This is a genomic window from Paraburkholderia sp. RL17-337-BIB-A (assembly GCF_046025895.1).
Classification (GTDB): Bacteria; Pseudomonadota; Gammaproteobacteria; order Burkholderiales; family Burkholderiaceae; genus Paraburkholderia; species Paraburkholderia fungorum_C.
Genome location: NZ_JARESY010000001.1, coordinates 3,380,719 through 3,394,009 on the forward strand (window position 1 = coordinate 3,380,719; position 13,291 = coordinate 3,394,009).

General features: G+C 61.5%; 11 protein-coding genes. 8 read left to right on the forward strand and 3 right to left on the reverse strand.

Features of this window, described 5'->3' with window-relative positions:
- The first annotated feature begins 76 nt into the window (after window positions 1-76).
- Window positions 77-604: a Spy/CpxP family protein refolding chaperone gene (locus tag P0D84_RS15200; protein WP_408337637.1), complete on the forward strand. Its 528-nt coding sequence runs from the start codon at window positions 77-79 to the stop codon at window positions 602-604.
- Window positions 605-844: 240 nt separating this feature from the next.
- Here the strand turns inward: P0D84_RS15200 and P0D84_RS15205 are convergent, their stop codons facing one another.
- Window positions 845-1,555, reverse strand: coding sequence for a pirin family protein (locus P0D84_RS15205; RefSeq protein ID WP_408337639.1), 711 nt, complete (start codon window positions 1,553-1,555; stop codon window positions 845-847).
- A 1,125-nt stretch (window positions 1,556-2,680) separates the two neighbouring features.
- Here P0D84_RS15205 and P0D84_RS15210 point away from each other — a divergent pair.
- From P0D84_RS15210 to P0D84_RS15225, 4 genes are all read left to right on the forward strand, one after another.
- A complete protein-coding gene (locus P0D84_RS15210; protein WP_408337641.1) occupies window positions 2,681-3,370 on the forward strand; it encodes an ABC transporter permease in 690 nt (229 codons plus the stop codon).
- The gene (locus tag P0D84_RS15215) at window positions 3,367-4,080 is read left to right on the forward strand and encodes an ABC transporter permease (protein WP_408337643.1); all 714 of its coding nucleotides are present in this window, start codon (window positions 3,367-3,369) and stop codon (window positions 4,078-4,080) included. Before P0D84_RS15210 ends, P0D84_RS15215 begins: the two co-directional genes overlap by 4 nt.
- A gap of 50 nt (window positions 4,081-4,130) precedes the next feature.
- Window positions 4,131-4,910: an ABC transporter ATP-binding protein gene (locus P0D84_RS15220; RefSeq protein WP_408337645.1), complete on the forward strand. Its 780-nt coding sequence runs from the start codon at window positions 4,131-4,133 to the stop codon at window positions 4,908-4,910.
- Between the two features lie 593 nt (window positions 4,911-5,503).
- A complete protein-coding gene (locus tag P0D84_RS15225; RefSeq protein WP_408337647.1) occupies window positions 5,504-6,658 on the forward strand; it encodes a porin in 1,155 nt (384 codons plus the stop codon).
- A gap of 280 nt (window positions 6,659-6,938) precedes the next feature.
- Here the strand turns inward: P0D84_RS15225 and glnK are convergent, their stop codons facing one another.
- Entirely contained in the window at window positions 6,939-7,277 is a 339-nt protein-coding gene (gene glnK, locus P0D84_RS15230) for a P-II family nitrogen regulator (RefSeq protein ID WP_006048444.1), read from the reverse strand.
- 136 nt (window positions 7,278-7,413) lie between these two features.
- A complete protein-coding gene (locus P0D84_RS15235) occupies window positions 7,414-9,168 on the reverse strand; it encodes an NAD+ synthase (protein ID WP_408337649.1) in 1,755 nt (584 codons plus the stop codon).
- 132 nt (window positions 9,169-9,300) lie between these two features.
- Between P0D84_RS15235 and P0D84_RS15240 the strand changes: the two genes are divergently transcribed.
- The 3 genes from P0D84_RS15240 to P0D84_RS15250 all read left to right on the forward strand — a co-directional run bounded on the left by P0D84_RS15240 (window position 9,301) and on the right by P0D84_RS15250 (window position 13,287).
- Window positions 9,301-10,470, forward strand: a complete 1,170-nt coding sequence (locus tag P0D84_RS15240; RefSeq protein ID WP_408337651.1) for a GNAT family N-acetyltransferase — start codon at window positions 9,301-9,303, stop codon at window positions 10,468-10,470.
- A gap of 10 nt (window positions 10,471-10,480) precedes the next feature.
- Window positions 10,481-10,813 carry a GIY-YIG nuclease family protein gene (locus P0D84_RS15245; protein ID WP_408337653.1) on the forward strand — a complete coding sequence of 111 codons (333 nt, stop codon included), beginning with the start codon at window positions 10,481-10,483 and terminating at the stop codon, window positions 10,811-10,813.
- Between the two features lie 170 nt (window positions 10,814-10,983).
- On the forward strand, window positions 10,984-13,287 hold the full coding sequence (locus P0D84_RS15250; protein ID WP_408337655.1) for a type VI secretion system Vgr family protein: 2,304 nt from the start codon (window positions 10,984-10,986) through the stop codon (window positions 13,285-13,287).
- Window positions 13,288-13,291 lie beyond the last annotated feature (4 nt).

Below are 13,291 nucleotides of genomic sequence, written 5' to 3' on the forward strand. Positions count from 1 at the left end.
CGCTGTGTCTTACCGAATGCACGCCGTCCTCTATCACCGGTTGCATCGTCGGCTATTCCATTACAGGGAGTCTTACATGTCCACCAAAAAAATGTCGCGCGTTCTCGCCGTTGCCGCCACTGCCCTCGCTATCGGCGCGGGCGCTGCCTATGCCGCACAACCCGCCGCTCATGGCGGTCCCGGCGGCTGGCATGGCCACTTCATGAAAGAACTGACGCAACTGCATGACCAGTTGAAGCTGAACGCGGATCAGGAAAAGCAATGGCAAGCCGCGCTCGACACCATGAAGCAGAACCACGAAGCGATGCGCGCCAACCATAAACAGATCAAGGATCAGTTCAAGGCCGCGCAGCAGCAGCCAATTCTGGATCTGAACGCCATGGCCGCCGCGCACCAGCAAGTCGAGCAGAAAGACGCGCAACTGCGTCAGCAAACCTCGGATGCGTGGCTCAAGTTCTATAACGGCTTGAACGACCAGCAGAAGACCACCGTCAGCACGGCGTTGAAACAGCGTTTTGCGAAGATGGAAACGCGTCACGAGAAGATGCGCGAGCGCTGGGAACATCGCAAGGGCGCGGCGTCGGCGCCGGCTGCCAATCAGTAAGCGGTACGACGCAGGCGGAAGGCGGCTCGCGCGGCCGTCGTCCGGATGCAAAAACGCCACGGAGGTTGTCCGTGGCGTTTTTGTTTGCGCGCTTCCCGCTCTTCGACTCGAGTTGCGCGTTGCGCTCGCTGCGGACTGCGGACTGCGGACTGCGGACTGCGGACTGCGGACAATGAGCAACGAAGAACTACCAGCCGTCAACCAACGGCCGATGAAGGCCGACGCTTGCCGTTCAGGCGCTTACCCGTTGAGCTGGCCCAGATCGAACAGCAGCACTTCGGCGTTCTTGCCCTTTTCGAGTGTCACCGTAGCGGTCTCGCTGAGCTTGGCGGCGTCGCCGGCCTGGAGCGCTTCGCCGTTCACACTCAACGCGCCGCGCGCCACGTGCACATAGGCGAGCCGGCCTTTCGGCAACGCGAACGTGGCCTGTTCCGCGCCGTCGATCAGCGCCGCGTAGATCGACGCGTCCGCATGAATCGTCACCGAGCCATCCCGACCGTCGGGCGAGGCGACTACGCGCAGGCGCCCGCGCTTATCGGCATCGTCGAAACGTTTTTCCTCGTAGCCGGGCTGGTCGCCCGCGCGTTGCGGGATCACCCAGATCTGCAACAGGTGCGCCGGCTCGTCCTGCGACGCATTGAACTCGCTGTGCTGCACGCCCGTGCCGGCGCTCATGCGCTGCACGTCGCCGGGACGGATGGTCGAGCCATTGCCCATGCTGTCGCGGTGCGCAAGCGCGCCTTCGAGCACATAGGTGACGATTTCCATATCGCGGTGGCCATGCGTGCCGAATCCCTGGCCACCGGCGATGCGGTCTTCATTGATCACCCGCAGCGGCCCGAAATGCACGTGTTGCGGGTCGCGGTAGTCGGCGAACGAAAAACTGTGATACGAGTCAAGCCAGCCGTGATTGGCATGGCCACGTTCGTTGGAACGGCGAATCTCGATCATGGGGATCTCCCGGTCAGTAAATAACGATGCGCAGAATGTATGGGCGCCCAGCGCGCTAAACAATCGGTAGCGGCGCACTGGATCGTTTCATAAATCCGCGCAATCGTGCGCCGGGCGGCACCAGACACTCCGCCCCTCGCTACTGGCGCCTCTCCTCGTCATGCCGGATGGCGGCCTGGCGCCCACTCACGCGAATCAGCGTACGCCAGGCATGGGCAGACCGGCTACCGGCGGCCCTTCTCGCCATGCCGGACGGCGACCTGCCGCTCCTTCACGCAAATCAGCGCAGGCCAGACACGGCCATGCCGGCTACCGGCGGCCCTCCTCGCCATGCCGGACGGCGACCTGCCGCTCCTTCACGCAAATCAGCGCAGGCCAGACACGGCCATGCCGGCTACTGGCGGCCCTCCTTGCCATGCCGGACGGCGACCTGCCGCTCCTTCACGCAAATCAACGTACACCAAGCATGGCGCCGGCTACCGGCGCCCCTCCTCGCATGCCGGACGACAGCCTGCCGCCCATGCACGCGACGCGAATGAGCGCACGCAAGAACAGCCCGGCCGCAGCCCGACAGCGTCGCGCATGCACAACGCATGCGCCCGCCCCGCGACGACCGGCGGCGTTCTACACTGGCGCCAAGTCCCTCTTCGGGTAAAATACCGCCCTTTTCGAGACACGTGGACGTGCAAGCGCGCCGGCGGGGCCGCGATGGGACGACCGTGGGCTTCAGCCCCTTGCCAACCTCGCTTGAGACGTCGGAAAGACATCGGCGGGGCCCAGCCAGGAGCGAAGCGAAAAGCAGGCGGACCCAGGCGGAACCATACGCGGCGCGACAATTTTGAACGCCTAGAATAGCGACGGCCGGCCACGAGCCGGCGGTCGTCGAGATCGGCGCGCCATGACGGCAATAGATTTCAGAGCAGTATCGAAAGCAGTTCCAACCCGATTCAAAACCAGAGTCGAAAAGCGCGCTGCAAGGCCGGCAACGGCCATGCAGTCATGATTTGCACAGCGGTGCGCTCTGCGCCGCAGGAAAAACAGCGAGCCCCTAGCTCGCGGCAAACGCGGCGCAGAGCTGGCCGCGTCTTTCGCGGTGCGTCACAAGCGCATCGTCAAGGACCCCATATGTTCCTTCAAGGCTACGGCCCGCTGCTTCTCAACGGCACCTGGCAAACCGTCAAACTGGCGGTGTTGTCGCTGGCGTTCGCTTTCGTGCTGGGTCTGCTCGGCGCGGCGGCGAAACTGTCGAAGAACCGTCTCTCATACGGCGTCGGCACCGTCTACACGACGCTCGTGCGCGGCGTGCCCGACCTGGTGCTGATGCTGCTGCTGTTCTACAGCATCCAGATCTGGCTGAACAACCTGACCGACCTGCTCGGCTGGGAGCAGATCGACATCGACCCCTTCGTGGCCGGCGTCGCGGTGCTGGGCTTCATTTATGGCGCTTACTTCACCGAAACCTTCCGCGGCGCGTTCCTCGCGGTGCCGCGTGGCCAGCTCGAAGCGGGCGCGGCCTACGGCATGACCGGCTGGCAGGTGTTCTCGCGGGTCATGTTCCCGCAGATGATGCGCTTCGCGCTGCCCGGCATCGGCAATAACTGGCAGGTGATGGTGAAAGCCACGGCGCTGGTGTCGATCATCGGTCTCGCGGATGTGGTCAAGGCTTCGCAGGACGCGGGCAAGGGCACATTGCGGTTCTTCTTCTTCACCCTGTTCGCAGGGGCGATCTATCTCGTCATCACCACAATCTCCAACTTCGTGCTGATGTACCTCGAAAAGCGTTACTCGACCGGCGTGCGAAAGGCGGATCTATGATCGAGATCATTCAGGAATACTGGCGCAACTATCTTTATACCGACGGCTACCGTTTCACCGGCCTCGCGATTACGCTGTGGCTGCTGGTGGTGTCGATCGGGCTGGGCTTCTGCCTGTCGATTCCGCTCGCGGTCGCTCGCGTGTCGAAGAAGAAATGGCTCGGCCGTCTGGTGTGGCTGTATACGTATATCTTCCGCGGCACGCCGCTCTACGTGCAACTGCTGCTCTGCTACACCGGCTTGTACAGCCTCGAGATCATCCGCAATCACGAGCTGACCAACGCGTTCTTCCGCGATGGCATGCATTGCACGCTGCTCGCGTTCACACTCAACACCTGCGCATACACCACCGAGATTTTCGCCGGCGCGATCAAGGCCACGCCGTATGGTGAGATCGAGGCGGCGCGCGCCTATGGCATGTCGTCGTTCACGCTGTACCGCCGGGTGATTCTGCCGTCGGCACTGCGCCGCGCCTTGCCGTACTACAGCAACGAAGTGATCCTGATGCTGCACGCCACCACCGTCGCGTTCACCGCGACCGTGCCGGACATCCTCAAGATCGCCCGCGACGTGAACTCCGCCACGTATCAGTCGTTCAATGCGTTCGGCCTCGCCGCCTTGCTCTATTTGTTGATTTCGTTTGCGCTCGTATGGCTGTTCCGCCGCGCCGAGCGTCGCTGGCTCGCTTACCTGCGGCCGCAAGGCAAGTAACCAAGGGCACCGACTCAAGCCCCAAGCAAGTAAGCCCGCCAAGGATCCTGATGACCACCAAGAAGCAAAAGCTCTTCGTCGACGAGCTTCATAAACAGTATGGCGACAATGAAGTCCTCAAGGGCGTGTCGCTGAAGGCCAACGCCGGCGACGTGATCAGCGTGATCGGTTCGTCCGGTTCGGGCAAGAGCACGATGCTTCGCTGCATCAACTTTCTCGAGCAGCCGAACGCCGGGCGCATCTTCGTCGACGGCGAGGAAGTCCGCACGCAGATCGGCAAGGCCGGCGCCTTGCGCGTATCGGACGCGAAGCAGTTGCAGCGCGTGCGCACCAAGCTGTCGATGGTGTTCCAGCACTTCAACCTGTGGTCGCACATGAACGTGCTCGAGAACATCATCGAGGCGCCGGTCAATGTGCTGGGTCTGAAGCGCAAGGAAGCCGAAGAACGCGCGCGTGAGTATCTGGAGAAGGTGGGTCTCGCGCCGCGGCTGGAAAAGCAGTACCCGTCGCATCTGTCGGGCGGCCAGCAGCAACGCGTGGCGATCGCGCGCGCGCTGGCCATGCATCCGGACGTGATGCTGTTCGACGAACCGACCTCGGCGCTCGATCCCGAGCTGGTCGGCGAAGTGCTGAAGGTGATGCAGACGCTCGCCGAAGAAGGCCGCACGATGATCGTCGTCACCCATGAAATGGCGTTCGCGCGTAACGTGTCGAATCACGTGATGTTCCTGCATCAAGGCCGCGTCGAAGAAGAAGGCCATCCGGACGAAGTCTTCAGGAACACGAAGAGCGAACGGCTCAAGCAGTTCCTCTCCGGCAGCCTCAAATAGGACTGCCGTACCACCCAGTATTTGGGCTGTAGTCAAAGTAGTATTACAAGGCGCTTACGAGCGCCTTTTTTACTTCGCTCACCTGCACATTCCGGCCGTTCTGGCCTCGAAAATCGGCCCAAACCTGCTCCGGGCCGCCCTCTTCCCGCCTTACTCTGCCGCATTTGAAGCGTCAATAGTGGCAATCCTTAAGGTTGCCCGTCTCAATCCGTGATTCCCTTTCCAGATAAGGGTTTCCCGCCCTTTTGAAGACGTCACAACGCTTGCTCGCGCACATTCGTATTGCAATTTGGAGACACCCGTTGAGGGCGGTACTAATTTCTTCTCCCACTCCAGGGTATTTTTGATAAATTAGTAACCAAAGTAGCAAAACAAAGTTCATTAAAAGTAGTTTCACTTCAAAGCAACAGAGGAGAACCGGTCGGCGAGGGATCGGCATGACGCGAAGAAGTGGCCCACCGAGGCTAGCCGTCACGGCAGGAGACCCAATCCACCCGCTAATCTCCCTGGTACCGATTTCTGTTCGGCGCGCTTGCGTCCGAACACCATTCGCAGTACTGGGTTTTACTTTTCGACAGGGTATGGAGGAGAAGATGAAGAAAGCATTGCTCGCCGCTGCGCTGATGACAGCCGGTGTAGTTGCTCACGCCCAAAGCAGCGTGACGCTGTACGGCCGCCTTGACGCTGGCCTGGAATACATGTCGGGCGTTCCGCAAGGCGTCGGTGCAAATGGTCAGGCAACTAGCAGCGCGAACCGTTTTAAGGCAGAAAGCGGCGACTGGGGTACCAGCCTGTGGGGTTTGAAGGGCGTTGAGGACATTGGTGGCGGTAACAAGGTCCTGTTCCAGTTGGAAGGCTCCTTCAATACCATGACCGGCGCAGGTCCTGGCGGTGGCGGCCTCTTCAATCGCTGGGCAACGGTAGGCCTCGCGAACGACCAGTACGGTACGTTCACGATGGGCCGCATGCTCTTCATCTCGAACGGCGTGTGGGACTTCGACCCGTTCGGTCAATCGAACTGGTCGTCGGCGTCGCTGGTGCGTGGCCGCAACTGGCCGCAATCGAGCAACAACTTCGCATACCAGTCGCCGAAGATCGCAGGCTTTGACTTCTACGGCCAATACGCCCTGTCGAACGCAACGAGCTGGAACGGCAACGGCACGACCCCGCAAGGTCGCGAAGCTGGCGCACAGATCACCTACACGAACTCGCTGTTCCAGATTCGCGGTCTGTACGACGAAATTCGCAACCCGGTAACCGGCTCGCTGTGGGGTGGCAATGTCGGCGCGAACAGCAACGCAGCTAACACGGGCAACGGCGTATTCGCAGCATCGCGTGAATACACGGCCATGTTCAACGTGTTCCTCGGCCAGTTCAAGATTCAGGGCGCCTACCAGGCTGTCCGTTCGGCAGGTGCTACCGGTGTTCTGCCGGGCCAGCCGACCACGCTCGATCACGAATGGGGCGGTGTGACGTGGCAAGCAACGCCGGCTGCGGCACTGATTGCGGCGGTGTACCACGTGAACGGCAACAACGGTGCAGGCAATGCGACGATCTACACGGTCGGCGGCTCGTACAACCTGTCCAAGCGCACGCTGCTGGACCTGCAGGCTGCAACGGTGCGTAACAGCAGTACGGCTAACTTCGGTCTGAATGCTAACAACGCTGGTTTCTCCGCTGCAACGGATAACCCGCTGCAAGGCCACCAGCAGTCCGGCGTGTACGCAGGTATTCAACACTCGTTCTAAGCGAACGGTGTTCCCCGAAGGGGCTTCCTTCTGGGCGCCCCCCAAGGGGACTTCCTGCGGGGCGTAGTAGTCACGAGTTCTTCAAGAGAATCTTTTTCACGCTGCTGCGAGAGGCGCGTATCGGTGCGATGTCCGAAAGGGTATCGCACCGTTTTTTATTGGTGCGCACGGTTTTGCCACTGCTCCGGCGCACCTGATCGGTGCGCGCGTTGCGCGGGGCCAAGACCGGCGCTTTAGCTTCTGTGTTTTATCGTGCGGGTTGAACCCGCTCACGAACCGCTCAAACCGCGGCTTCGTTTTCCTCGCCCGTGCGAATCCGGATCACACGCTCCACGTCCGCGACGAAAATCTTGCCGTCGCCGATCTTGCCGGTGCGCGCCGCGCCAATGATCGCGTCGATCACCTGATCGCACTGGTTATCTGCGACCACCACTTCGATCTTCACTTTCGGCAGAAAGTCGACCACATACTCTGCACCACGATAGAGCTCGGTGTGGCCTTTTTGCCGGCCGAAGCCTTTGACTTCGGTCACGGTCAGACCCGTGAGGCCGACTTCAGCGAGCGCCTCGCGCACTTCGTCGAGTTTGAACGGTTTGATGACTGCAGTGATGCGCTTCATGGCGGACCTCGTCTCGTGATTGGAAGTTCGAAAGGTGAATGGATGATTTTTATTCTACGCCGCGCCGGATGCGTTGCGGCGATCCGGCGCGCGCTTCAGGTTTGCTTCACGTGAGTCCACAATGGCCGTTCGCTTCTTACTGAACAGGTTCGGTGTAGCGCGACGTAATCGGATAACGCCAGTCGCGGCCGAACGCGCGATGCGTGACACGAATGCCGATCGGCGCCTGACGGCGTTTGTACTCGTTGATCTTGATGAGGCGCGTGACACGTTTCACATCGTCGACAGCGTACCCCGCCGCGATGATTTCCGCGAGCGAGCGGTCCTCTTCCATGTACATGCGCATGATGGCGTCGAGCACTTCGTACGGCGGCAAGCTGTCCTGATCGGTCTGGTTCTCGCGCAATTCCGCCGAGGGCGCGCGCGTCAGAATCCGCTCGGGGATCACGTCCTGCTTGCCGAAGGTGGTGGCCTGGTTGCGGTAATGGCATAGCTTGTAGACCAGCGTCTTGGCGATGTCCTTGATGACCGCGAAGCCGCCGGCCATATCGCCGTATAACGTGCAGTAACCCACCGCCATTTCGCTCTTGTTGCCGGTGGTCAGCACGATCGAGCCGAACTTGTTCGACAGCGCCATCAGCAAGGTGCCGCGGATGCGCGCCTGAATGTTTTCTTCGGTGGCGTCTTCGGCGCGGCCCGCGAATTCATCGGCGAGCGAGCTGCGGAACGCATCGAACATCGGCGCGATCGCGATTTCGTCGTAACGGACGCCGACGCGGCGGGCCATTTCGGCGGCGTCGGTGGTCGAGATGTCCGCGGTGTAGCGCGACGGCATCATCACCGCGCGCACGCGGTCAGCGCCGAGTGCATCGACCGCGACGGCCAGCACCAACGCGGAATCCACGCCGCCCGACAGGCCGATCAGCGCGCCCGGGAAACCGTTCTTGTTGATGTAGTCGCGCACGCCCATCACGAGTGCGGCATACACCTGCGCCTCCAGGGAGAGCTCCGGCGCGATCGCGCCGGGCAGCGGTTTGCCGCCCAGCGGATTGCCGCCCAGCGGTTTGCCACCGTCGAACTCGACGATCGCATGGCCCTCCTCGAACTGCGCCATCTTCGCGACGAGCTGACCTTCACCGTCGAGCACGAACGAGCCGCCGTCGAATACCAGTTCGTCCTGCGCGCCGACCATGTTCACGTACACCATCGGCAAACCGGTTTCGCGAATCCGCGCGCGCAGAATGTCGAAGCGCACCGCTTCCTTGTTCAGGTGATACGGCGAGCCGTTCGGAATCAGCAGCACTTGCGCGCCTGCCGCCTTCGCCATTTGCGCAGCCGACGCATGCCACGCGTCCTCGCAAATCACCACGCCGTACTTCACCCCATCCAGTTCGAACACGAACGGCTTCGGGTCGGACGCGAAGTAGCGCTTCTCGTCGAACACCTCGGTATTGGGCAAATCCTGCTTGCGATAGGTGCCGGTCACTTCGCCGTCCACGATCAGCGAGGCCGCGTTGAAGGTATCGACCGGCGGGACGCCGCGCTCGATCGGCGCGTTTGCATTACCATGGCCGTGCGCCGCGACGTGCGTCGCCGCGTGGGTCGCGGCGTTGGTCACCTCGCGCAGCGGATGGCCGACGATCACATGCAAGCCGGCGAACGGCTTTAATTGCGTGGCGAGGTCGGTCAGCGCTGCCGCGCTCGCGGTGTAAAACGCGGGACGCAGCAGCAGATCTTCGGGCGGATAGCCGGAGAGCGCGAGTTCAGGTGCGATCAGCAGCTTCGCACCATCGTTGTGCGCGGCGCGCGCGGCAGCGACAATCTTCGCGACGTTGCCGGCGAAGTCGCCGACGGTGACATTGATTTGAGCAAGAGCGATTCGGGTCTTCATGGCAGGATCGACAGGCAAGCCGGATGGCTTGCGAGTACCGCGGCTGGTTAGCTCGACGGCAACGGACAAATCGGATAAACGAACGACGCATCGCTTCACGCCTGCGTCGCTCATTGGGAACAGTCACACAGATTGAACCAGGAACGCTTTGATTATCGCACGGGCATTCTGGCGTCGCCCTCGGAGGTCGACGCCGCCGAATGGAATGCCCTCCTCGCGCAGCAGTCGCAACCCACGCCGTTTCTGCGGCACGAGTTTCTGAGCGCGCTCTCCGCAACCCGGTGCGCGGTCGCCGACACCGGCTGGGCGCCGCAATTCGTCACGCTCACCGACCCGCGCACGGGCAAGCTCGCAGCGGCCGCGCCCGTGTATCTGAAGGGGCACTCGTACGGCGAATATGTCTTCGATTGGGCGTGGGCCGATGCGTACAAGCGCAACGGTCTGCCGTATTACCCGAAGCTGCTGTGCGCGGTGCCGTTTACACCGGTGCAAGGCAACCGGCTGCTGTCGGCGGATACGCATGCCCTCAGACATCTGGCGGCAACGCTGATGGCGTTCGCCGAGCAAGCCGACGTGTCGTCGCTGCACGTGCTGTTTCCGACCGAAACGGAAGGCGCCGCGCTGACCGACATGGGCATGATGCAACGCGAAGGCGTGCAGTTCCATTGGCTGAACGACGGCTATCGCGACTTCGACGATTTCCTCTCCACGCTCGAACAGAAGAAGCGCAAGAACATCCGCGCCGAGCGTCGCAAGGTCCAGGAAGCCGGCGTGACGATGCGGCGGATCCGTGGCGAAGATATCCAGGACGCCGACTGGCGATTCTTCAGCAAGTGTTATCGGCAGACCTACCGCGAGCACTTTTCGAGTCCGTATCTGAACCTCGATTTCTTCCGCATGATCGGCGCCTCGATGCCGGAGAATCTGCTTCTGGTGATCGCCGAATACGAGGGCAAGCCGATTGCCAGCTCGCTCGTGGTCTATCAGCGCGATGCGAAAACCGGCGGGACGCTGTATGGCCGCTATTGGGGCGCTTTGGAACATGTGCCCTGCCTGCACTTCGAAACCGCGTACTACCAGCCGCTCGAATTCTGTATCGAAGAAAAGCTCGGCGCGTTCGAAGGCGGCGCCCAGGGCGAGCACAAAATGGCGCGCGGTTTTCTGCCCACTGTGACGCGCTCGGCGCATTGGCTCGCGCATCCGGCCTTCGCCGATGCGGTCGGCCACTTCCTCGACAACGAAAAGAACAGCATCCACGCGTATGTGGACGAGCTGCGCGAACACAATCCGTTCAAAGGCTAGAAGCGTACCCATGGCGTGGTTTCTGTATCTGCTCGAATGCACGGACGGCAGCGTCTATACCGGCATTGCCACCGATGTGCAGGCGCGCTTCGACAAACACCTGAGCGGCGCAGGCGCGCGCTATACGCGTTCGCGCAAGCCGGTGCGGGTGCTGGTGTCGTTCGAGTTGGCGGACCGATCAAGCGCTTCGAGCGCCGAGTATTGGGTCAAGCGCTTGTCGCCTTCTGAGAAGTGGGCGCTGGCTGGGGGGCTGCGGACGCTTGAGTCGGTGATGCCTTTGCCGGAGCCGGAGCCGGAGCCGGTCGCCGTTGACCAAACGGACGAAAAAGCCGACGCCTCCTGACGGCGTGACCCCGAAGGCACAGCTTCTAAAGCGCGCCGCCTGTTTCAGATCTCCTTCGCCTCTTTTTCGCCGCCCGCGGTTTCGGACAAGTCCTATTGCGCGCGCGAGGCCTCCCTATGCATTCTCGGCAGACGTTGTTCTGTCGCGATATATAAGTGGGAGACGAAAAAATGGAGAACACAAACAGGCGTGACCTGGCCCGCGCCGGCCAGCACTATTTCCTCGAAGTGCTGGGAGAGGAACGGGTCAAGGATATTTCGGTCGTTTCGTTCAGCGCCGTCGAAAAGATGGGGCTGCCCTACCAGATCGATATCGTCGCGACCCATCCGGAGAAACTGGCGCGAGACGTTATCCTCGGACACGAGGCAAAGTTCAAGCTCGTGCCTGAAGACGGCGGCGAGCCACGCGTGTTCTGGGGGCGCGTGACACGCTTCTCGCATGTCAAGACGACGAACGATTGCAGCACCTACGAGATCGTCGTCGAACCGCATATCGCCTGCCTAACCCTGCGCACTACGCAGACCTATCAGCACCAGAGCGCGCCCGAGATTATCGAATCGATCTTGCGGCGCAATGGCCTCGTGGGCCATCAGTTCATATTCAAGCTACGCCGCCGATACCCTCAGCATCCGTTCCGGTTTCAATATCAAACGGGCGACTGGCCCTTCATCAATATCCTGATGCAGCAAGAGGGCATCTACAGCTACATCGTACCGGGCGAGCATGGGGATGTCGTCGTGTTCGGAGACGACATCGATCACTACATCTACCAGCCCACCCTGACTGCTCCATACCGGCCAATGTCGGGGCTGGAGACTGACGCTGAATTCGTGTCGACACTGCGCACGCATGCCGAGCTGGTGCCCCAGTCGTTCGCTGTAGCCGACTACAACCCCGACCAGGCATGGGAGCGCTTCGAGGCCGTGGCCAATGTCGCCCGCAAGGACACCACCACATACGGCGAGCCATATATCTACGGTACGCATCATCTGGACGCTGACGGCGCGCGATGGGAAGCGCAGTTACGTCATGAGGCGGCGATTGCGTGGCAGGTCGTCTACGAAGGTGAAAGCAACGTTCACAGCCTGTGTGTCGGCAGGATTCTGCGCACCGACGTGCAGTTGCCTGACGCACCGGACGGCCACGTCATGATCGAAGTCACACACACCGGCGCGCGCGACGAACCCTACCGCAACACATACAAGGCGATTCCATCCGGCCGGCGCTTTCGCCTGAAGATCGAAGATCACAAGTGGCCGAAGATTACCGGTTCACTAAGCGCTCGCGTCACGTCGCCGGGCCAGTACAAGTACGCGTACCTGACCCGGCAGGGCTATTACGTGGTGCGCTTCGACTGCGACTTCGGCGAATGGCCCGCAGGGGGTGAAAGCGTGCCCCTGCGCCTCGCGAAACCGTTTGCGGGCGGTCTGCAAACGGGCTTTCACTTCCCCGCCGTCGAAGGAACGGAGGCCGTCATCGAATTCCGGGACGGCGATCCGAATAAGCCATACATCGCTGCGTTCCATCACAACAGCCGGCAGCTTGATCTGATTACCAATCAGGACCGGCTGATGTCTCGCAACGTCATTCACACGCAGGGCGACAACACGCTCGAGTTTGAAGACTGGGAAGGTCAGGAGCACGCCAGTTTATCTACCCGGCACTCGGGCAAAAGCCAGTTGACGCTGGGGCACATCGTCAACGGCAAGCGCGAACACCGCGGCAGCGGCTTCGAACTGCGCACCGATGGCGACGGTGTGGTGCGTGCCGGCGGCGGCCTGATGCTTTGCAGCGACATCCAGCAGCAGGCCGGCGGCAAGCAGACCGACATGGCCGAAGCCATGAACCAGCTCCTGGCACGCCTCGCGCAGGCGCAGGAATTAGCCGACATGGCGAACATGGCGAAGGCCGGAATAGCCGACCTGAGGGCCGAAAACGAATGGCTCAGGAACAGCGTGAACGAACTGAAAGAGGCCGTCATGCTGCTGTCCTCCCCGAAGGGCGTGGCTGTTTCGACACCGGATCGCGTGTCGGTTGGCGCAGGTAAGGACGTGAATATGGCGACCGGTGCGGGCTTTAACGTCAGCGCTTTGAAGAACATCGTCATGGCGGCCGGCGATGCATTGTCCCTGTTCGCGCACAACCTCGGCATCAAGCTGTTCGCAGCACGCGGCAAGGTCCAGATCCAGGCGCAAAGCGACGAACTGACGATGTCAGCGCTCAAGGACATCACCATCACCAGCACGGAAGGCAGGCTCGTCCTCTCCGCGGACAAGGAACTCTGGATCGGCGCGGGTGGTTCCTATATCCGCCTCACCGATTGCAACATCGAGATCGCGACACCCGGCGACCTCTATCAAAAGGCGCTGACGTGGCGCAAAGACGGCCCGACCTCTGCGATGACCAAGGCATTCCTGCCCTATACGACCGATCTGCCCGATACGGGCGGCCACGGTTCCAGGTTCTCCGGCTAAAAAC

What these genes read in the sequence shown, in the direction of transcription:
- P0D84_RS15200 (WP_408337637.1), top strand. Translation starts at nt 77, where the DNA reads ATGTCCACCAAAAAAATGTCGCGCGTTCTCGCCGTTGCCGCCACTGCC.
- P0D84_RS15205 (WP_408337639.1), bottom strand. Translation starts at nt 1,555, where the DNA reads ATGATCGAGATTCGCCGTTCCAACGAACGTGGCCATGCCAATCACGGC.
- P0D84_RS15210 (WP_408337641.1), top strand. Translation starts at nt 2,681, where the DNA reads ATGTTCCTTCAAGGCTACGGCCCGCTGCTTCTCAACGGCACCTGGCAA.
- P0D84_RS15215 (WP_408337643.1), top strand. Translation starts at nt 3,367, where the DNA reads ATGATCGAGATCATTCAGGAATACTGGCGCAACTATCTTTATACCGAC.
- P0D84_RS15220 (WP_408337645.1), top strand. Translation starts at nt 4,131, where the DNA reads ATGACCACCAAGAAGCAAAAGCTCTTCGTCGACGAGCTTCATAAACAG.
- P0D84_RS15225 (WP_408337647.1), top strand. Translation starts at nt 5,504, where the DNA reads ATGAAGAAAGCATTGCTCGCCGCTGCGCTGATGACAGCCGGTGTAGTT.
- glnK (WP_006048444.1), bottom strand. Translation starts at nt 7,277, where the DNA reads ATGAAGCGCATCACTGCAGTCATCAAACCGTTCAAACTCGACGAAGTG.
- P0D84_RS15235 (WP_408337649.1), bottom strand. Translation starts at nt 9,168, where the DNA reads ATGAAGACCCGAATCGCTCTTGCTCAAATCAATGTCACCGTCGGCGAC.
- P0D84_RS15245 (WP_408337653.1), top strand. Translation starts at nt 10,481, where the DNA reads ATGGCGTGGTTTCTGTATCTGCTCGAATGCACGGACGGCAGCGTCTAT.
- P0D84_RS15250 (WP_408337655.1), top strand. Translation starts at nt 10,984, where the DNA reads ATGGAGAACACAAACAGGCGTGACCTGGCCCGCGCCGGCCAGCACTAT.